The organism is Roseomonas elaeocarpi (assembly GCF_042433915.1).
Lineage (GTDB): Bacteria > Pseudomonadota > Alphaproteobacteria > Acetobacterales > Acetobacteraceae > Roseomonas > Roseomonas elaeocarpi.
The window spans coordinates 296555-317555 of the sequence record NZ_JBHLUN010000006.1; the positions used below are offsets into that span (position 1 = coordinate 296555).

The following is a 21001-nucleotide window of genomic DNA, read 5'->3' on the forward strand; positions in this document are numbered from 1 at the left end:
AGGGCTGGGGTCAGCCCTTGAGTCCGGTGGTGGCGATGCCTTCCACGAAGCGGCGCTGGGCCACGAGGAAGGCGAGCACGAGGGGCAGCGTCATCACCACGGCGGTCGCCATCAGCGCGCCGTAGTCGTCGCCGGCATCGACGGAGCGGAAGAACAGCACGCCCAGCGCAGGCGTGGCGTGCGCCTGGTCGCTGATGGCGATGAGGGGCCAGAACAGGTCGTTCCAGTGCGCCACCACCGAGAAGATCGCGAAGGCGGTGGCGGCGGGCCAGGCGTTGGGAAGCACCACGCGCCAGACCACCTGCAGCTCCCCCATGCCGTCGAGGCGGGCGGCGTGGAGCAGGTCGTCGGGCAGGGTGCGGAAGAACTGCCGGAACATGAACACCGCGAAGGCTGAGGCGGTGAAGGGCGCGATCAGCGCGGTGTAGCTGTTGAGCAGCCCCGTGGCGCTGAAGGCGGCGTAGAGCGGCAGGGCGGTGACCTGCACCGGCACCAGCAGCCCCAGCATCACCGCGCCGAAGATCCACTCGCGGCCCCGGAAGCGCAGCTTGGCCAGCGCGTAGCCGGCGGGCACGGCGAAGAGCAGCTGGAAGAACAGGATGCCGCCGCACACCACCACGCCGTTCGCGAGGTAGCGGAACACGGGGATGCGCGCGAAGACCTTGCCGTAGTTGTCCCATCCCGCGAAGTGCTCGGGAAGGATCGAGAGCGAGGCGCGGAAGATCTCGTCCAGCGGCTTGGTGCTGGCCGAGACCATCCAGAGGTAGGGCATCAGCATCAGCACCGCGAGGATGCCCAGCAGCAGGAGGCGCGGCAGGTCCCGGAGCAGCGAGCGCTCAGACATAGTGCACCCGCTTGTCGAGGAAGCGCGTCTGGAGCGTCATCACCGTGACCACCGCGACCAGGAAGACCAGCGTGATCGCCGCGGCATAGCCCAGGCGGAAATAGGTGAAGCCTTCCTGGTAGAGCGTGAAGAGCAGCACCTCCGACGCCTTGTTCGGCCCGCCCTGCGTCAGCACCGCCGCGAGGTCGAAGGAATGGCTCAGCGCCCGGATCATGGTGACCGTGAGGACGAAGAGCGTGGTCGGCCCCAGCAGCGGCCAGGTGACGAGGCGGAAGCGTTCCCAGGCGGAGCCGACGCCGTCCACGCCGGCCGCGGCGTAGAGCTCGCGCGGGATGGCGGTGAGGCCGGCCAGGAACAGCACCATGTTGAAGCCCAGGTTCTCCCAGGTGTTGATCGCGGCGAGCGAGAGCAGCACCGTGTCGGAGGAGGAGAGCCAGGCCGGGCCCTCGATGCCGAGCGACCGCAGCGCGGCGTTGAGCGGGCCGATGGTAGGGTGCAGCAGGTACTGCCAGGCCGAGGCCATGGCGACGGTCAGCGACACCACCGGCAGGAAGAACACGGCGCGGAAGAAGGCGCGGCCGCGCGCGCCGCCCTCGATCAGCAGCGCGAGCAGGAGGCCGCCGAACAGCGAGGCCGGCGTCACGATCGCGACGTAGAGCAGGGTGTTGCGCACCGATTGCCCGAAGCCGCGGTCGGAGAACAGTTCCCGGAAGTTGTCGAAGCCGATCCAGTTGATGCTGCCGGCGCCGAGCTCGTAGTCGGTGAAGGCCAGCGCCACGGCGGCCAGCGTGGGCAAGAGGATCACCGCGGTGAAGGCGGCGATGGCGGGGGCGCTCAGCAGCCAGGCGGAGGCGGTCTCGGCACGGCTGCCGGCGACGCGCTCCGGCGCGGCGGGCGCGATGCCGTGCGGGCGGTCGAGAAGGGCGGCGTCAGACAAGGAGCAGCGGCTCCGTCAGCGTCGAGGCGGGCACGCGGCGGCCCAGCGTGTCGAAGAGCAGGGCGCGGGCGGCGTCGAAGCGGAAGTGCAGCGGTTGCCCGGGCAGTACCTCGCCGCGCGATTCAGGGCCGAGGCGCAGGATCACCGGCGCGGCGGTGTCGCGCAGCCGGGCATGGAGGAGGAGGCCGTCGCCCAGGAACTCCACCGCCTCGGCCGTGGCGGCGAGGCCGGTGCCGGACAGCACCAGCGTTTCGGGGCGCAGGCCCAGCGTCAGCTTGCCGTGCACGGTGGAGCGCAGGCCCACCGCCTGGCCCGCCACCCGCACGATGCCGTCGCCGTCGGCCTCGGCCGCCAGGAGGTTGATGCGGGGCGAGCCGATAAAGGAGGCCACGCGCAGGTCGGCGGGCTGGTTGTAGACGACCTCGGGCGGGGCGAACTGCAGGATCTCGCCTCCCTGCATCACCGCCACGCGGTCGGCCATGGTCAGGGCCTCTTCCTGGTCGTGGGTGACGTAGACGGTGGGGGCGCCGACGCGGCGGTGGATCTCCACGATCTCGCGCCGTGCCTGCGTCCTGAGCGAGGCGTCGAGGTTGCTCAGCGGCTCATCCATCAGGAAGGCGGCGGGGCGGCGCACCATGGCGCGGGCCAGCGCCACGCGCTGCCGCTGACCGCCCGAAAGCTGCGCCGGCCGGCGGTCGAGCAGCGGCGTCAGGCCCAGGGATTCGGCCGCCGCGCGCACGTCGCGGGTGATGCCCTCGCGGAGGCTGCGGGTGCCGGGCAGGACGCCGCCGAGGATCGGCAGGCGCTGCGCGGCGGACAGGCGCGACTGCGCCAGCGGCACGGCGATGTTGGCCGCCACCGACAGGTGCGGGTAGAGCGCGTAGCTCTGGAACACCATGGCGACGTTGCGCTTGGCGGCCGGCAGGGCGGTGACGTCGCGGCCGCCGATGGAAACGGTGCCGGTGTCGGCGTGTTCGATGCCCGCGATGATGCGCAGCAGGGTGGACTTGCCGCAGCCGGAGGGGCCGACCAGCACCACGAACTCGCCGGCAGCGACGGAAAGCGACAGGTCGCGCAGCGTCGTGGTCGCGCCGAAGCGCTTGCCGACGTGTTGAAGTTCGATGGGGGTCACGGTGGTCCCTGCGTTGCGGGGCGCCTGCTAGGCGCCGGCGGTGACGCAGGGATTGCGTTTCGGTGAAGCTTCCGTGACGGGCGCGGGGTGCGCGGCGCTGCGCGCGCCGGTCAGCGGCGCTTCGGCGGGCCGCCCATGCTGCTGAAGACCTGACGATCCTTGTTGTCCTGCATCAGCATCGAGAAGCTCGGGATCTTCTCGAAGCCCAGCCCCTGGGGCACGCCGGTATCGGGATCGGGCTGGATCTTGCCGTAGCTTTCGCCGGACACCTTCTCCCACTTGCCGGCGGGTTTCTTGACCTCGACGTTCACCACCGTCGCCTTGAACACCATGCGCACGATGGCTTCCTTGGGCGCCGAAGGCTTGGTTAGCGAGGGCGCGCCGGCCAGGACCTGCCAGCCGTTGCGCAGCGCCCAGGCGGTCAGCTCATCCTTGTCCATGGGTCTTGTCCATCGGGCGGGTCCTTCCTGCAGACCCCACCCTATGGGCCGGGTGGGGCGGGAGCGCCAGGGCCTTGCCCGGCGCGACGCGGTGGCGCCCCGGCCGGGTGGAGGTTTCCTCCGGGCGGGTTCCTCGGCCGGCGTGGTTCGATCGCGAGCCATGCCTCGCCCGACAACCAGAGCAGCGCCATTCCGACACCGCCGTGATCCAGCTTCACCACGGGTCAGGAAAGCCGTTCCGCCTGAACCCGTCGATCAGGCCTGAGTTTTCGGGAGATGGCCGGTGGCCACAAGGCCGCCTGCCACGGCACCGATCGGCGTTTCGCGATCTTTGCCGGCGCGCACCATCAACATGCGCGCCGGTCAGGCGGAAGGTTCAGAGATCACAGTTTGACGCCGACGCTCGCGAGGAAGCGTTCCATGCGGTTGTCGAGTTCTGCCTTGGTCTCCGCCCAGGCCGGGAACGACCGGAGAAGATTGTCATGCCAGGCCATCAGGTTCGGGTATTCCCCGAAGGGGAACCTCGCGCGGTCGATCTGGGAGAAGGGTGCCGCAATATCGATGTCAGCAAGGGTCAGGGCATCGCCGACCATGAACTTGCGGCCTTTGAGATGCTGGTCGAGCACTTTCGCCGCGGCGCGGATCTTGCCCTCGGCAAACTCGATAAGGGAATCGTTCTTCGCCATCCCCATGACCGTCTTGCCGACGCGTTCATCGAACATGGTGGTGGTGAAGGTGCGCCACTGCTCGCCCGACCAGAACATCCATTGAAGAACCTGGAAACGCTCCTCCTGGGTGATGCCGACCAGCGGTGAATTCACCTTGTTGGCGAGGTACAGGTTGATCGCCGAAGCTTCCCAAAGAATGGTATCTCCATCCTCCAGAACCGGCGTCAGACCGTGGGGATTGAGCCGTGACTTGAACTCGTCGGTTTGGCTTTCGCCTTTGAACAGGTCGACGTTGACGCGTTCGACTTCGATGCCCATGAGCTTCGCGGCCGTGGTCACGCGACGCAAGCTGCCCGAGCCCGCGTCACCATAGATCCTGATTGCCATAATTCTTCCTTCGGGTTTCGGAGCCCGCGATCGAGCGACTGAGCGCCACGTCTCATATTCGTGCTGCGAATGGAATTGACGTGCGGGGAATAGAATCTATTGCGTTTCGGAATGGATGAGACCTGTACGCGCGGCGGGCCGTGGCTTGGTCATCAGGCAGGATTGGGCGCGGCCGAGCCTTCTCTCGCTGTTCGGGATAAACGTGATGGATAAGCTGGATACGATGCGGATGTTCGTGCGCGTCGTCGAAAGTGGAAGCTTTTCGCAGGCGGCGCGTGACCTGAACGTCAGCCAGCCAACGGTCAGCAAACACGTCGCCGCGCTCGAAACGCGGCTCGGAACGCAACTGCTTGCGAGAAATTCCCGTGCTCTTGCCGCGACGCCGGCAGGGCAGGACTATTACGAGGCCACGCTCCGTATTCTTCAGGATCTCGATCTGGCCGAAGAAAAAGTGCTCGGGGGGCAGTCTGCGCCTTCGGGATTGGTCCGCGTGACCCTTTCGCCAGCCTTCGGGAGGATGTTCGTCATCCCCCGCTTATCGGATTTCAGGAGCCGCTTTCCCGACGTCACGATCGAGATGGAGGTTTCCGCGCGACACGTCGACCTGATCGAGGAGGGGATGGACGTCGCGATCCGTATCGGCCGGCTCTCGAATTCGGCACTTGTTGCCCGGCGCATCGGCGACATGCGGATGATAACCCTGGCTTCCGCCGGCTACCTCGCCCAGCACGGCACGCCGCAAACCCTGGACGAGCTGCGCGGCCACCAGCGCATCGGCTATGTCCACCAGGGGGACATCGTCGGATGGGGCTTCCACGTGGATGGCCGGCAGGTCACGGTCGACGGTGGGGGAGCATTCCGCACGAACGACGCCGAGCATGTTCGCGGCGCCGTGCTGGCGGGTCTCGGCATCGCCCATCATGCCAGCTGGCTGTTCACGGATGTGCTGGCCTCCGGCGAGGTTGTGCGAATCCTGGACCAGCATGCGCCGCCACCCTTTCCGATCAGCGCGGTGACCGCCGCGGGACGGCGCATGCCGTCCCGCGTGCGGCAGTTCATCGATTTTCTGGCGGCGATCTGCGCCGAGGAGCCGGAATTAAGCATCGGCGACGGCTGAAGCGTCAGGGAAGGGATCGTTCCGGGTCGGCTCCGCAGGAGGACGCTGAACAGTCCTCCGTGGTCCTCCCTGTCGGCCAGTGACGGTCATCCCGCTGAACGGAGCAACAAGGTCGCAGCCGCATGGCCGGACCCGTGTCCGTTCTCAGCAAGGATGGTTTCGCCGGCTTCCACCGTCCCGACGCGCTGATGGGGCCCGAGCCTAGTAGTCGTAGGCGTCGCCTCCGCGGTTGCGCAGCAGGCCCAGCACCACGAGGGCGAGCGCCGCGGTGGCGCCGGCCACGATCACCGCGGGCCGCACGCCCGTCCGCGCCGAGGCGCGGTCCAGCGCCACTTCCACGGCGCCCGCCACGTTCACCGCCGCCGGAACGACGCGCGTGTCCAGGAACAGCTTGGGCGCGGAAGGGCCCGCAGGCTTCCGCAACAGGTAGTCGCGTCCGATGATCATGCCGCCCCCGGGGACCCGATGGTACCGCCACGCACAAAAGCATGCGTGCGCCGGTTTCATGGGCAACGCGGCGGCGCGGCAGGTGTTTCTCCACAGGCAATACCCGGCCGGAGTACAGTCGTTGAACAAGCCCAGCTTCAAGCCCTACCGCCTTCCCGCCGGCGGCTGGGGCTCCGCCAAGTCCGTCGGCAACATCCTGCGCCGCGAGGGCGTGCTGGCGAGCGCCCCCCTGGCGCTGAGCCGGCACAACAAGGTCGACGGCTATCAGTGCAACAGCTGTGCCTGGGTGAAGCCGGCGAGCCCGCTGCCCTTCGAATACTGCGAGAACGGCGTGAAGGCCGTGGCGTGGGAACTGACGGCGCATCGGTGCACGCCGGAGTTCTTCGCCGAGCACACGGTGACGGAACTGCGGAACTGGGACGACTACCACCTGGAGCAGCCCGGGCGGCTGACCCATCCGCTGCGCTACGACGCCGAAACGGACAAGTACGTGCCGGTGAGCTGGGGCCACGCGGTGGAGGAGATCGCGCGCGAGCTGCGCGCGGTGGAGGACCGGCAGAAGGGCACGGTGTTCTATAGCTCCGGCCGGCTGAGCAATGAGGCGAGCTACCTGTACCAGCTCTTTGCCCGGCTCTACGGCAACAACAACCTGCCCGACAGTTCCAACATGTGCCACGAGACGACCTCGGTGGCGCTGCCGGCCAGCATCGGGCAGGCCGTCGGCACCGTGTCGCTGGACGACTTCGCCCATTCCGACTGCATCATGTTCTTCGGACAGAACCCCGGCAGCAACGCGCCGCGCATGCTGCATCCGCTGCAGGAGGCGAGCCAGCGCGGTGTGCCGATCATCACCTACAACCCCCTGCGCGAGCGCGGGCTGGAGCGGTTCCTGAACCCGCAGTCGCCCACCGAGATGCTGACGGGCAAGGCGACGCGCATCTCCTCGCAGTACCATCAGGTCAAGGCGGGCGGCGACCTCGCGGCGATCGCCGGGATCTGCAAGGCCGTGCTGGCCATGCACGACGAGGCGAAGGCCAATGGTGGGGCGGCCGTGCTGGACGAGGAGTTCATCCGCGACCACACGCACGGTTTCGAAAGTTTCGTCGACTGGCTGCGCCTGCAGAGCTGGGATGAGCTGGAGCGCCGCTCGGGCCTGCACCGGGCCGACATGGAGGCCACGGCCCTGGTCTACGGGCAGGCGAAGGCCGCGGTCGCCGTGTACGGCATGGGCCTGACGCAGCACCAAGCGGGCGTCGAGACGATCCGGATGCTGATCAACCTGCTGCTGATGCGCGGCAATATCGGCCGCCAGGGTGCCGGCATCTGCCCGGTGCGCGGACATTCCAACGTGCAGGGGCAGCGCACGATGGGCGTGACCGAGAAGCCCGAGCTGTTTCCGCTGGACCGGCTGGGTGAGCAGTTCGGCTTCGAACCGCCGCGTGAGCCCGGCTACAACACGGTCGAGGCCTGCGAGGCAGTCCTGCGGGACGAGGTGAAGGCTTTCTTCATGCTGGGCGGCAACTTCGTCCGTGCCATTCCCGATCATGGGCAGATGGAGCCGGCCTGGCGCAAGCTGCGCCTGACGGTGAACGTGATCACCAAGCTGAACCGTTCCGCGCTGCTGCCGGGCGAGATCAGCTACATCCTGCCGGTGATCGGCCGGCTGGAGATCGACGTGACCGAGAACGGGCAGCAGGTGCTGTCGATGGAGGACACCTCGGCCTGCGTCCACGGCAACCGCGGTTTGCGCAAGCCGGCCTCGCCGCACCTGATCAGCGAGATCCGGCTGATCTGCGAGCTGGCCAAGAAGGTTTTCGAGCCCAACCCGCGCGTGCGCTGGGACGACTACCAGCGCGATTATGCCGAGATCCGCCGGGAGATCAGCCACACCCTGCCGGACTCCTTCTGGGACTACGAGCGCCGCATGTGGGAGCCGGGCGGTTTCCAGCGCGACCTGCCGGCGAAGCGGCGCGAATGGCACACCGACACGAAGCGGGCCAATATCGTGACGCCGCGCGGCCTCGACGAGGACAAGGACATGCCCGACGTGGGGCATGACAGCCTGCGACTGATGACCCTGCGCTCCAACGACCAGTTTAACACCACCGTCTACGGCTACGACGATCGGTTCCGCGGCATCAACAACACCCGCAAGGTGGTGCTGATGAACCGGTCCGACATCGACCGGCTGGGCCTGAAGATCGGGCAGGCGGTGACGCTGCGCACCGTGGCGCATGACGGGGTGGACCGGCAGCTGGGCGGGATGCTGGTGGTGGCCTACGACGTACCGATCGGCTGCATCGGCGGCTACTACCCGGAATGCAACGTGCTGCTGCCGATCTGGCACTACGCGGAAGGCAGCAAGACGCCGGCGGCCAAGACCATCCCGGTGACGGTGCATTCCGAGGGCGAGCGGGTGCTGGAGCCGCAGCTGGAATACGCCACGGGCTGAACCTGTCCTGCTTCGCCCCGCGGCCCGGCCGGGTCAGCGGGGCGTCGTCGCGCCCGGCAGGGGCAGGGCGCGGAACAGCAGGTCCAAGAGGAAGCTGCACCAGAGCGACAGCGACAGCAGGAGGTAAAGGAACTCGGCCCCCATCCCCATCAGTTCGTAATGCTCGTTCCCGTCGCGCTGGCCCGAGAAGCAGTCCGTGGGGATCTGCGCCTCCTGCACGTAGGAGAAAGCGGCGGGCAGCAACGGCAGGAGCAGGCACAACGGGACGTAGAGGCGCTTTCCCGGTCGCAGGAAGAGAATGGGTATGGCGGGCAGGAGGAACTCCGCCACGGTCATCGGGGAAAGCCGCCAAACCGGGTAGCCGGTGGCGTAGGGCTGGCAGTGGGCGTTGTAGAGGATGGCTTTGGTCACGTCGGCCCAGTGCATCAGCGCGAGGGCGACCGCCACGAGGGCGATCGCGCCGAGCCGGATGGTCCAGCGACGCTTCCGCGGCCCTTCTGCCGCCTTGTCCGCCACTGTCACGCCAGGGCGGCCGTTTCCGCCGGCTGGTCCGGGAAGGGCAGGGCCTTGGGAGGAATGCCCTCCATCACTGCAGGTAGGCGCCGCCGTTGATATGCCAGCACTGGCCGGTGACCCACGCCGCCCCCGGCGAGCACAGGAAGGCGATCAGGTTCGCGATCTCCTCAGGCTGTCCCATGCGGCCGAGCGGGATGGCGCGCGCCATCTCGGCGAGTTCCGCCTCGTCATTGCCGTAGCGCGGCTGCGCCGTGTCGGTGAGGCCCGGGGCCACGGCGTTGACGCGGATGCGGTGCGGCGCCAGCGACTGCGACAGCGAGCGCGTCAGGCCGATGATCCCGGCCTTGGTGGCGCTGTAGTGCGGCCCGAGCGGCGCGCCGCGCACGGCGGCGGAACTGAGGTTCACGATCGCGCCGGGCTGCCCGGTGGCCACCAGGCGGCGCGCCACGGCCTGCGCCGTGAAGGCGGTGCCCTTCAGGTTCACCGAAAGCACCGCGTCCCACTGCGCTTCCGTCATGTCCAGGAAGTTCACGCGCGGGAAGATGCCGGCGTTGTTGACCAGCACCGTGACGGTACCGAGCGCGGCCTCCGCGTCCGCCACCATGCGCGCGACCTCGTCGGTGCGCGACACGTCGGCCCGCACCGCCACGGCGCGGCGGCCGAGGGCGCGCAGTTCCTGGCAGACGGCCTCGGCGGTCGCGGGGTCGTCGAGGAAGTTCACCGCGACGTCGGCCCCGGCCGTGCCGAGCGCCAGGGCGGCGGCGCGGCCGATGCCCTGCTGCGCGCCGGTGACGAGGGCCACCTGCCCAGTGAGGGAGGCGGCCTGGAGGTGGTTCATGCCCGCGGTGTTCCCGATGCCGGGGCGATCATGCCGGCTCGCTGCCCTCGAGGAAAGGCAGCAGCAGGGCGTTGAAGCGGTCGGGTTCCACCACGTTGCAGGCATGCGCGCCCGTGTCCATCGCGGCGAGGCGCGCGTCGGGCAGGGCCTCCGCCAGTGCGCGCGAGGCGGTCCAGGGCACCAGCACGTCGTCGTGCGCCGCCACGAGAAGCGCCGGGGCGTGGATCGAGGGGAGTGCCTCGGTGGCGTCGAAGCGCAGCAGCGCGTCGATGCGGCGCAGCAGGTTGGCCTCGCCCTGGAAATGCGCGAGGCCGTGCGCGACCTCGGCCTCCACCGCCGCGGCGTTGGCGGAAAGCCAGGCGGCGGGATACAGGAAGATCGGCTGCGCGGCGACGTAGGCTTCGGGCCCCGCGTGGCGCAGCAGCGTGGTGCGCGCGGTGAAGCAGCGGCGCGTGTGCGCGTCGGCGCGGGCCCAGCCGTTCACCACCGCCACGCGGCCGGTGCGCTCGGGAAAGCGGTGGGCGAAGTCGAGCGCGGCCAGGCCGCCCAGCGCGTGGCCCACGAGGTGCACGCGCCCGGCGCCGGCGGCCTCGGCGATTTCCAGCAGGTCGTCGGCCATGCTGCCGATGGCGTAGGGGTCGGGCAAGGGCTCGGCGTTCTGGCCAGTGCCGCGCTGGTCGTAGGTGAGGACGCGGAAACGCTCCGCCAGCGCCGCCATCTGCGGGCGCCAGTAGGCCGCGGCGCCGCCGAGGCCGGCGCTCAGGATCACCGTTTCGGCGGCCGCGTCGGTGCGACCGTGGGTCTCGAAGCGCATCAGCGGGCGAGGTGCGCGGTGGTGGCGATCTCCACCAGCGCACCCGGCTTCACCAGCCCGCACTGGATGCAGTAGCGCGCCGGCTTGTCGCCCGGGAAGAACTCGGCATAGACGCCGTTGATGGCGGCGTAGTTCGCCCAGTCGGTCAGGAAGATCGCGTTGAAGGTGACGTCCGCCATGCTGCCGCCGGCGGTCTCGATCACGCGCTGGATGGTTTGGAGAACGTGCCGCGTCTGCGCCGCCGCGTCGCCCAGGTGGACGACGTTGTTCTCCGCGTCGAAGGGCAGGGTGCCCGAGACGTAGACGGTGTTGTCGGCCCGCACGCCGGGCGAGAAGGGCGCGATCGGCACCCCCGAGCCGGGCGGGACGATGGGGGTCATGGGCATCGCTTGGCTCCTGCTCAGTCGTTGGCGGGCGCGGCCTGGCCCACGGCGCCGCAGAAGTCGGCCACCGTGGAGACCCAGCCGAAGAAGGTCTCGATGTTGTAGAGCGCAGCCTTCTGCGCGAAGTCCGGCCCGGCCTGGTGCGTCGCGTCCGACAGCACCACGCCGAAATATTCCAGGTGGAAGGCGTCGCGCAGCGAGGATTCCACGCAAACATTGGTGGCGATGCCGGTGAACACGATGTTGCGGATGCCGCGCGCGCGCAGCAGGCTGTCGATGTTGGTGTTGAAGAAGCCGCTGTAGCGCGTCTTGGGCACCACGAGGTCGCCGGGCTGCGGCTTGAGGCGGTCCACCAGCGCGTAGTCCCAGCCGCCCTTGCTCAACAGCTTGCCCTGCAGTTCCGGCCGGGCGCGCATCGTCTTCAGCGCGTTGCTCTTGTACCAGTTGGGCGAGCCCGGGCCGCCGGCCTCGTGGTATTCCGGGTCCCAGCCGTTCTGGAAGAAGATCACCGGGATGCCGGCGGCGCGCGCGGCCTCGGCCGCCACGGCCACGCCCTCGATCGCGGCGGCCGCACCGTCGATCGGGAAGCCCGCCAGGTCGAGGTAGCCGCCCGGCGAGGCGTAGGCGTTCTGCATGTCCACCACGATCATCGCCGTCTCGGAGGGGTCGAGGCGCAGCGGCTCCGGCCGGGCCGGCAACATCACCGCACCGCGCGTGGGGCGGGCCGGGGCGTGGCCGGGGATCAGGTTCGCGTCGCTCATCTCAGGCCATCTCCGCCACGGGCTGCGCATTGACGTGGCGGCGCGAGCGCATCAGCGGCTGGATGCGCGTGCCGAAATTCTCCACGCCGGCGATGAAGTCGTCGAAGGTCAGCATCACGCCGCCGGCGCCGGGCACCTCGGCCACCTCGTCGAGCAGGCGGGCCACGGTCTCGTAGGAGCCGACCAGAGTGCCCATGTTCAGGTTCACCGCCGATTCCGCCTGCGCCATGTGACGGACGTTGGTGTCGGCGCCCGAACGCGTGTCGGCGCCGGTCTGCTGGGTGAGCCATCGCAGCGCCTCCGTATCGGCGCCGGCGCGGTAATGCGCCCACTTTGCTTCCGCGGCCGCGTCGGTCTCGTCGGCGATCACCATGAACAGGGCGTAGGAGCTGACGTCGCGCCCCGTGAGCGCCGTCTGCTCCTGCAGCCGCTCGCAGGTCGGGGCGAAGGCCTTGGGCGTGTTGACGCCCTTGCCGAAGCAGAAGTTGTAGTCGGCGAAGCGCGCGGTGAAACTCATGCCCGCCCCGCTCTGCCCGGCGCAGATCAGCTTCATCGGCACCTGCGGCTGCGGCGACAGGCGGCAGTCCTCCATCTGGAAGAAGCGACCCTTGAGGTCGGAGCGGCCGGTGTCCCACAGCTCGCGCAGGATCTGCGCGTACTCGGCCAGGTACTCGTAGCGGGTGCTGAAGAAATCGTCGCCCGGCCACATCCCCATCTGCGTGTATTCCGGCTTCTGCCAGCCGGTGATCAGGTTCACCCCGAAGCGCCCGTGCGAGATGCTGTCGATCGTGGCCGCCATGCGCGCCACGATGGCGGGCGGCATGCACAGGGTCGCGGCGGTGGCGAACAGCTTGATGCGCGAGGTGGCGGCGGCCAGCCCGGCCATCAGCGTGAAGGATTCGAGGTTGTGGTCCCAGAACTCGGTCTTGCCGCCGAAGCCGCGCAGCTTGATCATCGACAGGGCGAAGTCGAGGCCGTGGCGCTCGGCCGCCTGCACCACGGCGAGGTTGAGGTCGTAGCTCGGCCGGTATTGCGGCGCGGTCTCGGAGATCAGCCAGCCGTTGTTGCCGATGGGAATGAAGACGCCGATATCCATTGTTCCGCTTCCCCTGTTCCTGTTCCGGCACCCGACGGGGCCGCCCTGCCCGGGGAGCCTGCCGGCCGTCGTGCCGGGGCCGCGAACGGCGCCGTTTCCCTGCGCAAGAACCGCACCGCCCCATGGGCGTGGTTTCCAGCCTGCCGGGCCATGCAGGCCCCGTGCCAGCCTTGGCAGACGCTCTGCGGGCGAGGCGGGAAAGCGCCGCGCCGGTGCGGCGTCGCGCTTGGGCGGTGCGGATCACCGTTGAGCGGCGGGGCCCGGACCCCTAAGCCATCCCTGACCGGGCTGCCTTCGCGGCGGCCCGGGCGGAAGCGGGAAGGGAGCAAGACGCACATGGATCCGGAAGCGAAGCTGCGGGAGCTCGGCCACACCCTGCCGGCGGTGGGCAAGCCGCTCTTCTCCTACGTGCCGTACCGGCGCGTGGGCGAGATTGCCTATATCTCGGGCCAGGTGCCTCGCCTCGCGGATGGCTCGCTGATCATCGGGCAGGTCGGCGACGCGCTGGGGCTGGAAGAAGCGCGGGCGGCGGCGGTGCTGTGCGGGCTGCACCTGCTGGCCGTGGCGCGCGAAGCGGCGGGCAGCCTGGAAAAGGTGGAGTTCCTGAAGGTCTTCGGCATGGTCAACGCCGTGCCGGGCTACGGCGAGCAGCCGCGGGTGATCGACGCCTGCTCCGACCTGTTGCAGGCGGTGCTGGGCGAGCGCGGGCGCCACGCGCGCTCGGCAGTGGGCATGGGATCGCTGCCTTCCGACGTGCCGGTGGAGATCGAGGCGGTGATCCACATCCTGCCTTGACCACCTGGCCTGGAAGCGGCTGCCCTGACGCGGGCTGGCCTGACGCGGGCTGGCCTGACGCGGGCGGCGCGCCCGTACCGGCTGCGCCGACACGGGCAGCACGCCCGCGCTGGCGACCCTGAAGCGGGCGACGTGTCCGCGCCCGCCCCCTGACATGGGCTATCCGCCCGCACCGGCCGGCGTGGCGGGACGCTGGCGCGCCGGGTCGACCGCGGCGCGGGGGCGCCTCAGTTCGGCGCGACCTCCGGCCGGCGGTTGCCGAAGATCCAGCGCAGGCCGCGCTGCGACTGTTCGGCGGGCTCCGGCGCCATCGCTTTGGTTGGCCGGCCGTTGCGCGGCGCGGGCGCGGTGGGGATCGACGGGGCCGCGGGCGCCGCGACGGGTGCTGGCTCAGATGCCGTGTCGAGGGCCTGCTGCGGGGGCTGCGCGGCGGACACGAACTGCGCCGCTTCGTCCGGCCGCACCGTGCGGACCGTGAGTTCCGCCGCCAGCACGGTGGCGCGAAAGGCGGCGTGCCGCGCCTGGTCGAGGTCGTGGACCGTGCGCTCCATCTCGCTCTCGGTCGCGGCGGCGGCGACGCGCAGGCGCTGGGTCAGGGCGGGCAGGTCGGCGGGGTCGTTCACCCTGGCCAGGGCGCTCGCCACCGCGTGGACCTCGGCCACCACGGCGCCGAGGCTGAGCTGCCGTTCCTGCTGGTCGCCCAGCCAGTGGGTCAGCTCCGACAGGCTGTCGATCAGGCGGCGGAGAAGGTCACGCATGGCGAAAGCATGCGCCGGATTTCCTGCCGGATCGTTACCGCGCGGCGCCGGGGGCACCCTCCGCTGCCCCGGCCGGCACCGCCTCTGCCCGCGGCGCGCTCCGTTCCGCCGGGGTGCCGGCCGGCGCGAGGCCGGCGATCAGCCGGTCCAGCAACAGCTGGTGGCGCTGCTCCGGCACGGCCGAGGCAGGATCGGGCGCGGGCTCCCCCGGCCGGCGCAGGGCGTTCAACAGCAGCTCCGCCCGCACCGCGCGCTCGCAGTCCCGGCGCAGCGCGGCGAGGAGGGCGTCCATGCCCGCCGCGTGTTCCTCCTGGCTGAGGCGGCCGGCGGCGATGCGCTCGCGCAGCGTGGCCTGCCGCGGCGCCTGCACTTGGTCCACCAGGATCTGCGGGGCGAGGACGTCGCTGCGCGCCAGGATGGCGTCCACCAGGGCCCGGCGGCGCCTCAGCGCGGCGGCGTCGCGTCGCCGCTCCCGCAGCGCCGCCGCGACGCGGGCCCGTAGCGCGGCGAGGTCGCGCTCCCCCAGGTGGGCGGCCAGGGCCTCGTCCACCTTGGGCGGCTGGAGCAGCCTCTGGACGGTGACGTGCAGCCGGGCCTCGCCGGGGCCGGGCAGCGTGGCGAAGGGCAGGGCGAGGTCGTGGACCAGCGTGTCGCCGACCCGGCAGCCACCGAGCCGCGCGGCGAGGCCGGGCGGCAGGCCGGGCGCATCCGCCCCGCCCACCGGCAGGGCGAGGAGGTCGTGCTCCAGCGCCGGCAGGGCCTCGGCTTCCGAGATGGCCTCGGGGGGGGCTGCGGGGGTGGCCCCAGGGGAGGCTGCGGGAGCGGTCCCGGAAACCGCCCCGACTGGCGCGCCTGGGGCTGTTCCCGCGGCAGCCAAGGCGACCGCGCCGGGAACAGCCCCAGCGACCGCCCCTGCGGCCGTTCCGGCGGCAGTCTCGACGGCCACCCCTGCGGTGGCCCCGGCAGCCATCATGGCAACGATCCCCGGGGCAGTTCCGGCCCCGGCGCCGGTGTCCGACGCGGCGGGCAGGCGCATCAGCCGCACGCCGGACAGGCGCAGGATGAAGCTCGCCTCGCATTCCGTGGTCGGGCGCAGGCGAAGCGCCGGGCGCAGCGCGACGGTGTCGGCCTGGGTGACCGTGAAGCGCGCCGTGAACAGTTGCCCGGCCAGGGGGGCCAGTTGCGGCGCCGCGACGTCGCCCGCCGCGCGGGCCAGCACCTTCTCGCTCGCGTCGCCTTCCTCGATCAGTGCCGAGGCGCGCATCCCGGGCGGCAGCGCGCCGGCCAGGAGGCGCCAGCGGCCGGCCAGCACCACCTCCTCGCCGACCCGCAGCGGCGGCAGCAGCGCGGCGCCCCCGGCCCAGCCGAAGGCGACCGTGGGCGTGACGCGGGGCGACACCACGCCGTTCACGCGGATGTCGAGGGAAGGGCGGCCGTCCTCCTCGTTCTGCCCGACCACGGCGGCGATGCCTTCCTTGCGCCAGGCGAGCCCCCAGCCGCGCGGCGGTCGGCCGTCGGTGACCGAGGCGCCCTCGGCCCGCGGGTTGGGCAGGAGGTCGGGCGCCATGGTGAGGCGGCGCGCGCGGATCCGCACCAGCGCCACCTCGCCGGCCGCCGCGACGTGGCCGGGCGGCGCGTCCTCGCCCCGGCCGCGGCTCAGCCCCAGCGCGGCGCAGGCGTGGTCCACCTCGGTCGCGCCGGGTTCCGCGGCCTCCTCCGGCAGGGTGATGCCGGCGAGGTCGGGCGGGGTGACGCGCGGCATCACCTCGAAGCTCACGGCGACGCGCACCTCGCCCGCCGGGCCGGGCGCCAGCGGATCGAAGCGCGGCGGCTCGGCCGGGCGCAGCGCGTCGCGCCGGATCAGCTGGGCGGCGGCTTCGTTGGCGATGTCGCGCGCGAGGCCGTCGCGCACGCCGCGGCCGAAGCGGCGGGCGGTGTCCTCGGGGCTCGGCAGCTCGGGCGCGGCGGCGGCCGGAACGAGGTTGGCCGGGGTGGGGCTGGCCGGGGTGGGGCTGACCGGGGCGAGGCTGGTGCGCAGCGCTTCCAGCTTTTCCCTCACCGCTGCCTCGAAGCCTTCGGCGGGAATGGACAGGATGAAGCGACGGCGCAGCCCCTCGGCCGGCAGGAGGAGAATGTCACAGCGGGGTAGCGGCATGGTTCCGCAAGGTTGCATCGCCGGGGCGGCGTGAACAGACCGTTACGGCTATGTTCACGCTGCGGCGCTGGACAGTTCCGCGAGGTTGCGGCAAGCCGGGCACACCGGCTGGGAGGAACCATGCTGCGTGTTTCCGGCGCGGCCGGGACCTTGCCGTTGCCGCCGCGTCCCGCGCGCCCACGGCCGGCTCCGGTTTCGCCGCCCCCAGCCCTTTCCCGTGCCCGGGCTTTTCCCCGGACCCTTCCCTTGGCCCCGCCGCCATGCCCGGCGGCCCGCGGGCGCGTTGTCGCGGCGTCGGAGGGCGGCGCTTGAGCGCCGGGTCCCAGCCATCCGGTTCCGCCGTGCCCCGCAACGCCCCCGCGGGGCAGCGCGGCACGACGCTGCGGACGCGGCTGCTGCTGCTGGTCGCGACCGTGGTGCTGCCCTTCGTGCTGTTCGCCTGCTGGGCGCTGGCCGACGCGTACCGGCGTGACCACGCCCGGGCGGCGGCCGACCTGCTGACCACCGTGCGGGCCCTGTCCGCCGCGCCGACCCAGGTCACGGCGGTGGCGGCCGGGCGCCTGCGCGGCTTGGCCGAGGCCGGCGGCAGCATCCTCGTTTCGGGCGGCGACGCGCCGGGCGGGACCGGAGGCTTCGCCGCGCTGCTGCGCCGTGCGGACGGCGCCCCGGACAAGGGTGGGAGCGAGGGCGAACTCGCCTTCTACGACGCGGCAGGCGGGCTGCTGGGCGCCTCGGCGCCGGTGCCCGAAGCACCGGCGCTGGCCGAGGCGGTGCGCGGCGTGGTGGCCGACGGGCGGCCGACCATGACGGCGCTGGTGAACGGACCGGGCGGATGGCGCCTGGGCGTGCTGGTGCCGGCGGTGCCGCGGCCCGCCCCCGAGGATGCCAAGCCTGCCGGCGCCCCATCCGACCCGGTGCCCCCGGTGCCGGAAGCCCCGGCATCGCAGGGCCGGGCGCCCGTGGCGGTGCTGGCGCGCTGGCTGCCGCCCGCAGTGTTCAGCCGCGCGTTGCAGAACTGGAACCTGCCCGATGGCTGGGTGGCCGCGGTGCTCGACCGACAGGGCGTGGTGATCGGGCGCACGCGCCGGCAGGATTCGGTGGTGGGCACGCCGGCGCTGGCGCCGACGCTGGCGGCCATGCGGCAGTCGCGCGACGGCATCATCCAGAACATCCGCAACCAGGATGACGAGCTGTCCACCCTGGCCTTCGCGCAGGGCGGCGGCTTCACCGTGGTGGTGGCGGTGGCGCAGACCTCGTTCGACGCGGCGCTGATGCGGGACGTGGCGCCGGCAGCCACGGTGGCGCTGCTGCTGCTGGGGGCGAGCTTGCTGGCCGGGGCGGCCATGGCGGCGCGGCTGCGGCGGGTGCTGGCGCGGGTGGCGGATCAGGCGCGCGCCGGTTCCACCCAGCCTGTGGCCGCCCGGATCCACGAGATCACGGAACTTTCCGCCGCGATCGCCGCCACGGCGCGGGAGCGCAATCAGGCCTCGGGCGCGCTGCGGCAGCAGGAAGCGCGCTACCGCGCACTGGTGGAAGCCAGCAGCGAGATCGTCTGGGTGGCGGATGCCGGCGGGCGGCTGCTGCCGGAAAGCGGCGCCGCCTGGGCCCGCCTGACCGGCCTGCCGGCGGCGGTGCTGCTGCGCGAGAACTGGCTGGTGGCGCTGCATCCCGAGGACCGCGTGGTGGCCACCGCGCGCTGGCGTGCGGCGCTGGCGCGGCGGCAGGGGTTTGAAGGAGAATGGCGCTTCCTGCGCGGCGCGCAGGGCGCCCCGGGCGATACCTCGCCCAACGCTTCGGGCGACGCCGCGCCCGCCACCGCGGTCGCCGCCGCTGCCCCGGGTGAAGAGGCCGTCGGCTACCGCTGGCTCTCGGTGCGGGCCGTGCCGCTGATCACCCCGCTGGGCGAGGTCCAGGAATGGGTCGGCCTGTCGTCCGACATCACCGAGGCCCGCCGCGCCGCGGTGGCGCTGGCGGAAAGCGAAACGCGCCTCAGGCTGGCGGTGGAGGGCGGCGGCCTGGGCACCTGGAGCCAGGATTTCGGCGGCACCGCGACGCTCTCGGCCAGTGCCGCGGCGCTTCTGGGCCTGCCGCCCCGCCAGGTCATCCTGCCGCACGCCCAGTGGATGATCCACGTCCCGCCCGAGGATCGCGCGTTGCTGCGCAACACCGTCAAGGCCCTGGCGGAGGGCGGCGGCGACCGGTTCGCGGCGGATTTCCGCGTCGTGCGCCCCGCGGCCGGGGAGGCGGGCGAGGGGGAGGGCGGCGTCGCCTGGCTGGAAAGCCGCGCCCGCGTCCTGCGCGACGAGCAGGGGCGGGCGGTGCGCATGGTGGGCGTGCTGCGCGACATGTCCGACCGCGTGCGCGCCGCCGAGGCCCTGCGCCGCAGCGAGGAAGAGTTCCGCACCCTGACCGACGCGATGCCGCAGATGGTCTGGGCCGCCCGGCCGGACGGGTTCCACGACTACTTCAACCGCCGCTGGTACAGCTATACCGGCGCGCTGCCGGGCGAAACGGATGGCGAAAGCTGGGTGCGCCTGGTGCATCCCGAGGACCGCGAGAGCATGATGAGCGCTTGGCGGCATTCGCTGCGGACGGGCGCGGATTACGGCATCGAGTACCGCTTCCGCGGCGCCGACGGGATCTACCATCCCTTCCTGGGGCAGGCGCTGCCCTTGCGCGACGAGGCGGGGCGGATCCTGCGCTGGCTCGGCACCTGCACCGACATCACCGAGATCGTCGCCGCCCGGGAACTGCGCGCCAACCGCGCGGCGGAGCTCGAGCGGCTGGTGGAGGAGCGCACCGCGGCGCTGCGCGACAGCGAGCGCCGGCTGGCGCAGGCGCAGAAGATGGAGGCGCTGGGCCGGCTGGCGGGCGGCGTGGCGCACGACGTCAACAACGTGCTGCAGGCGGTGCTGGGCGGCGCCCGCCTGATCGGCACCCGCTCCGACGACCCGGCCCGCGTGCAACGACTGGCGCAGCTGGTGGGCGAGCAGGCCGAGCGCGGCGCCGCGGTGGCGCGCCGGCTGCTGGGCTTCGCCCGGCGCGGCGAACTGCGGGCCGAGGCGATCGGGGCGGAAGCGCTGCTGCGCGACCTGCGCGAGGTGCTGGGGGCGACGCTGGGCGTCGGGGTCACGATCGACCTCGACGTGCAGCCGGGGCTGCCGCCGGTGCTGGCCGACCGGGCGCAGCTGGACACGGTGCTGGTGAACCTGGCGATCAACGCGCGCGACGCCATGCCGGAGGGCGGGCGGATGGTGCTGCTGGCCGATGACGGCACCGACCCGCCGGGCGCGGCCTGGCCCGGCGCGGTCCCGGTGGGGGCGAACCCGGCGGGGGCGAATCCAGTGGGGGCGAACCCGGTGGACGCGGTCCCGGCGGAAGCAAACCCGACCGGCGTGGCGCTGACCGAGGCTGCCGAAACGGACGCCGCCCCGGCCGGCACCGGCTCGCCAGGGGCGAACCCGGTTGGCACGGATCCGACGGATGCGCCCCCGACCGCAACCATCCCGCGCGGGGCGGAGCGTCCGGCGGAGCTGCGCCGGGGGAATTTCCTGCGCCTGACGGTGCGCGACGAGGGCAGCGGCATGACGCCCGAGGTGCTGGCACGCGTCACCGAGCCCTTCTTCACCACCAAGCCGCAGGGGCAGGGCACCGGCCTCGGCCTGGCCATGGCGCGCGGCTTCGCGGAACAGTCGCACGGCGCGTTGTCGGTCCGCAGCGCGCCGGGCCGGGGCACGATGGTGTCGCTCTGGCTGCCCTGCGCACACGAGACGGCGGCGGCGCCGGTGCTGGACGAGGCCGGCCCCGCCGCGCCCTCCGGGGAGGGGCCGGAAACGCCGCCGCCGCTGCGGATCCTGCTGGTGGATGACGAGGACGCGGTGCGCGCGGTGCTGGCCGGCGTGCTGGAGGAACAGGGGCATGCGGTCACCACCGCCGCCTCCCCCGCGGAGGCGCTGGGATGCCTGCGGTCCGAGGGCGGAGGTTTCGACCTGCTGGTGACCGACCTCGCCATGCCGGGCGGCGCCGACGGGCTGTCGCTGATCGAGGCGGCGCGGCGCGAGCGACCCGGGCTGCGGGCGCTGCTGGTGACCGGCTACGCCGATGAACGCACGGCGGCGCGGGCGGCCGAGGCGGAACGGCAGGGCCCCACCCTGTTGCTGCGCAAGCCGATCGATCCCGACGCGCTGGCGCGCGCGCTGGGCTCGATCCACGCGGAGTTTGTCAGGGCTCAGGCCTGACGCACGCCGCGGCGATGGAACCGCAGGAGGCTGCGCGTGGAAATGCGCGGCGGGTGCGACCTGAGGTTGCGGAAGAGGCGACGATACGGCGTTTTGTTGCGTTGGCGGGCCTGTGCAACGCCGTTTTCGAAAGGTTCAGCGCACGAAAATGTAAGCGGTGGGCGGCGCAGACTTGCAACGCTGGACATGGGAGTATCGCAGGGGACACGGTTGCCGCCAACGC

18 protein-coding genes are annotated in these 21001 nt (G+C 71.7%); 4 read left to right on the forward strand and 14 right to left on the reverse strand.

The genetic code is table 11. The annotated features are described in order from the left end of the window. Positions 1-10: 10 nt before the first annotated feature. The 5 genes from ACFFGY_RS09910 to ACFFGY_RS09930 form a co-directional block, all read right to left on the reverse strand. On the reverse strand, positions 11-844 hold the full coding sequence (locus ACFFGY_RS09910; protein ID WP_377044316.1) for a carbohydrate ABC transporter permease: 834 nt from the start codon (positions 842-844) through the stop codon (positions 11-13). Continuing rightward, positions 837-1781, reverse strand: a complete 945-nt coding sequence (locus ACFFGY_RS09915) for a carbohydrate ABC transporter permease (protein ID WP_377044317.1) — start codon at positions 1779-1781, stop codon at positions 837-839. Before ACFFGY_RS09915 ends, ACFFGY_RS09910 begins: the two co-directional genes overlap by 8 nt. Further along, complete coding sequence (locus ACFFGY_RS09920) at positions 1774-2913, reverse strand: ABC transporter ATP-binding protein (RefSeq protein WP_377044318.1); 1140 nt, start codon at positions 2911-2913, stop codon at positions 1774-1776. The genes ACFFGY_RS09915 and ACFFGY_RS09920 overlap by 8 nt, the downstream gene beginning before the upstream one ends. Positions 2914-3023: 110 nt before the next feature. Continuing rightward, complete coding sequence (locus tag ACFFGY_RS09925; RefSeq protein ID WP_377044319.1) at positions 3024-3353, reverse strand: hypothetical protein; 330 nt, start codon at positions 3351-3353, stop codon at positions 3024-3026. Positions 3354-3736: 383 nt separating this feature from the next. After that, positions 3737-4408 carry a glutathione S-transferase family protein gene (locus tag ACFFGY_RS09930; protein ID WP_377044320.1) on the reverse strand — a complete coding sequence of 224 codons (672 nt, stop codon included), beginning with the start codon at positions 4406-4408 and terminating at the stop codon, positions 3737-3739. A 205-nt stretch (positions 4409-4613) separates the two neighbouring features. On the opposite strand from ACFFGY_RS09930, the gene ACFFGY_RS09935 reads away from it, so the two are divergent. Further along, a complete protein-coding gene (locus tag ACFFGY_RS09935) occupies positions 4614-5525 on the forward strand; it encodes a LysR family transcriptional regulator (RefSeq protein ID WP_377044321.1) in 912 nt (303 codons plus the stop codon). Between the two features lie 201 nt (positions 5526-5726). Here ACFFGY_RS09935 and ACFFGY_RS09940 read toward each other — a convergent pair whose 3' ends face one another. Then, positions 5727-5972, reverse strand: coding sequence for a hypothetical protein (locus ACFFGY_RS09940; protein WP_377044322.1), 246 nt, complete (start codon positions 5970-5972; stop codon positions 5727-5729). A gap of 121 nt (positions 5973-6093) precedes the next feature. On the opposite strand from ACFFGY_RS09940, the gene ACFFGY_RS09945 reads away from it, so the two are divergent. Continuing rightward, entirely contained in the window at positions 6094-8424 is a 2331-nt protein-coding gene (locus ACFFGY_RS09945; RefSeq protein ID WP_377044323.1) for an FdhF/YdeP family oxidoreductase, read from the forward strand. A gap of 33 nt (positions 8425-8457) precedes the next feature. On the opposite strand, the gene ACFFGY_RS09950 is transcribed toward ACFFGY_RS09945, so the two are convergent. From ACFFGY_RS09950 to rutA, 6 genes are all read right to left on the reverse strand, one after another. Then, the gene (locus ACFFGY_RS09950) at positions 8458-8946 is read right to left on the reverse strand and encodes a hypothetical protein (RefSeq protein ID WP_377044324.1); all 489 of its coding nucleotides are present in this window, start codon (positions 8944-8946) and stop codon (positions 8458-8460) included. A 64-nt stretch (positions 8947-9010) separates the two neighbouring features. Continuing rightward, positions 9011-9778 (reverse strand): SDR family NAD(P)-dependent oxidoreductase, encoded by a 768-nt coding sequence (locus ACFFGY_RS09955; RefSeq protein WP_377044325.1) that lies wholly within the window; start codon positions 9776-9778, stop codon positions 9011-9013. 28 nt (positions 9779-9806) lie between these two features. Then, a complete protein-coding gene (gene rutD, locus ACFFGY_RS09960; RefSeq protein WP_377044326.1) occupies positions 9807-10592 on the reverse strand; it encodes a pyrimidine utilization protein D in 786 nt (261 codons plus the stop codon). Continuing rightward, positions 10592-10978, reverse strand: coding sequence for a pyrimidine utilization protein C (gene rutC / locus ACFFGY_RS09965; RefSeq protein WP_377044327.1), 387 nt, complete (start codon positions 10976-10978; stop codon positions 10592-10594). Before rutC ends, rutD begins: the two co-directional genes overlap by 1 nt. Before the next feature lie 14 nt (positions 10979-10992). Further along, a complete protein-coding gene (gene rutB / locus ACFFGY_RS09970) occupies positions 10993-11736 on the reverse strand; it encodes a pyrimidine utilization protein B (RefSeq protein WP_377044328.1) in 744 nt (247 codons plus the stop codon). A 1-nt stretch (position 11737) separates the two neighbouring features. Beyond that, a complete protein-coding gene (rutA, locus tag ACFFGY_RS09975) occupies positions 11738-12832 on the reverse strand; it encodes a pyrimidine utilization protein A (protein WP_377044329.1) in 1095 nt (364 codons plus the stop codon). A 336-nt stretch (positions 12833-13168) separates the two neighbouring features. Here rutA and ACFFGY_RS09980 point away from each other — a divergent pair, with 336 nt between their 5' ends. Further along, complete coding sequence (locus ACFFGY_RS09980) at positions 13169-13627, forward strand: RidA family protein (RefSeq protein ID WP_377044330.1); 459 nt, start codon at positions 13169-13171, stop codon at positions 13625-13627. A 227-nt stretch (positions 13628-13854) separates the two neighbouring features. Here ACFFGY_RS09980 and ACFFGY_RS09985 read toward each other — a convergent pair whose 3' ends face one another. Together ACFFGY_RS09985 and ACFFGY_RS09990 are read right to left on the reverse strand one after the other, a co-directional pair. Continuing rightward, entirely contained in the window at positions 13855-14385 is a 531-nt protein-coding gene (locus tag ACFFGY_RS09985) for a hypothetical protein (RefSeq protein ID WP_377044331.1), read from the reverse strand. Positions 14386-14419: 34 nt separating this feature from the next. Continuing rightward, positions 14420-16540: a trigger factor gene (locus ACFFGY_RS09990; protein ID WP_377044332.1), complete on the reverse strand. Its 2121-nt coding sequence runs from the start codon at positions 16538-16540 to the stop codon at positions 14420-14422. A 308-nt stretch (positions 16541-16848) separates the two neighbouring features. Here ACFFGY_RS09990 and ACFFGY_RS09995 point away from each other — a divergent pair, with 308 nt between their 5' ends. Then, positions 16849-20778, forward strand: a complete 3930-nt coding sequence (locus ACFFGY_RS09995; RefSeq protein ID WP_377044333.1) for a PAS domain-containing protein — start codon at positions 16849-16851, stop codon at positions 20776-20778. The last annotated feature ends 223 nt before the right edge of the window (positions 20779-21001 follow it).

Coding starts and splice junctions, on each gene's coding strand:
- rutD (WP_377044326.1), bottom strand. CDS start 10,592: ATGCGCTTCGAGACCCACGGTCGCACCGACGCGGCCGCCGAAACGGTG.
- ACFFGY_RS09990 (WP_377044332.1), bottom strand. CDS start 16,540: ATGCCGCTACCCCGCTGTGACATTCTCCTCCTGCCGGCCGAGGGGCTG.
- rutA (WP_377044329.1), bottom strand. CDS start 12,832: ATGGATATCGGCGTCTTCATTCCCATCGGCAACAACGGCTGGCTGATC.
- ACFFGY_RS09930 (WP_377044320.1), bottom strand. CDS start 4,408: ATGGCAATCAGGATCTATGGTGACGCGGGCTCGGGCAGCTTGCGTCGC.
- ACFFGY_RS09935 (WP_377044321.1), top strand. CDS start 4,614: ATGGATAAGCTGGATACGATGCGGATGTTCGTGCGCGTCGTCGAAAGT.
- rutC (WP_377044327.1), bottom strand. CDS start 10,978: ATGCCCATGACCCCCATCGTCCCGCCCGGCTCGGGGGTGCCGATCGCG.
- rutB (WP_377044328.1), bottom strand. CDS start 11,736: ATGAGCGACGCGAACCTGATCCCCGGCCACGCCCCGGCCCGCCCCACG.
- ACFFGY_RS09985 (WP_377044331.1), bottom strand. CDS start 14,385: ATGCGTGACCTTCTCCGCCGCCTGATCGACAGCCTGTCGGAGCTGACC.
- ACFFGY_RS09910 (WP_377044316.1), bottom strand. CDS start 844: ATGTCTGAGCGCTCGCTGCTCCGGGACCTGCCGCGCCTCCTGCTGCTG.
- ACFFGY_RS09980 (WP_377044330.1), top strand. CDS start 13,169: ATGGATCCGGAAGCGAAGCTGCGGGAGCTCGGCCACACCCTGCCGGCG.
- ACFFGY_RS09925 (WP_377044319.1), bottom strand. CDS start 3,353: ATGGACAAGGATGAGCTGACCGCCTGGGCGCTGCGCAACGGCTGGCAG.
- ACFFGY_RS09955 (WP_377044325.1), bottom strand. CDS start 9,778: ATGAACCACCTCCAGGCCGCCTCCCTCACTGGGCAGGTGGCCCTCGTC.
- ACFFGY_RS09940 (WP_377044322.1), bottom strand. CDS start 5,972: ATGATCATCGGACGCGACTACCTGTTGCGGAAGCCTGCGGGCCCTTCC.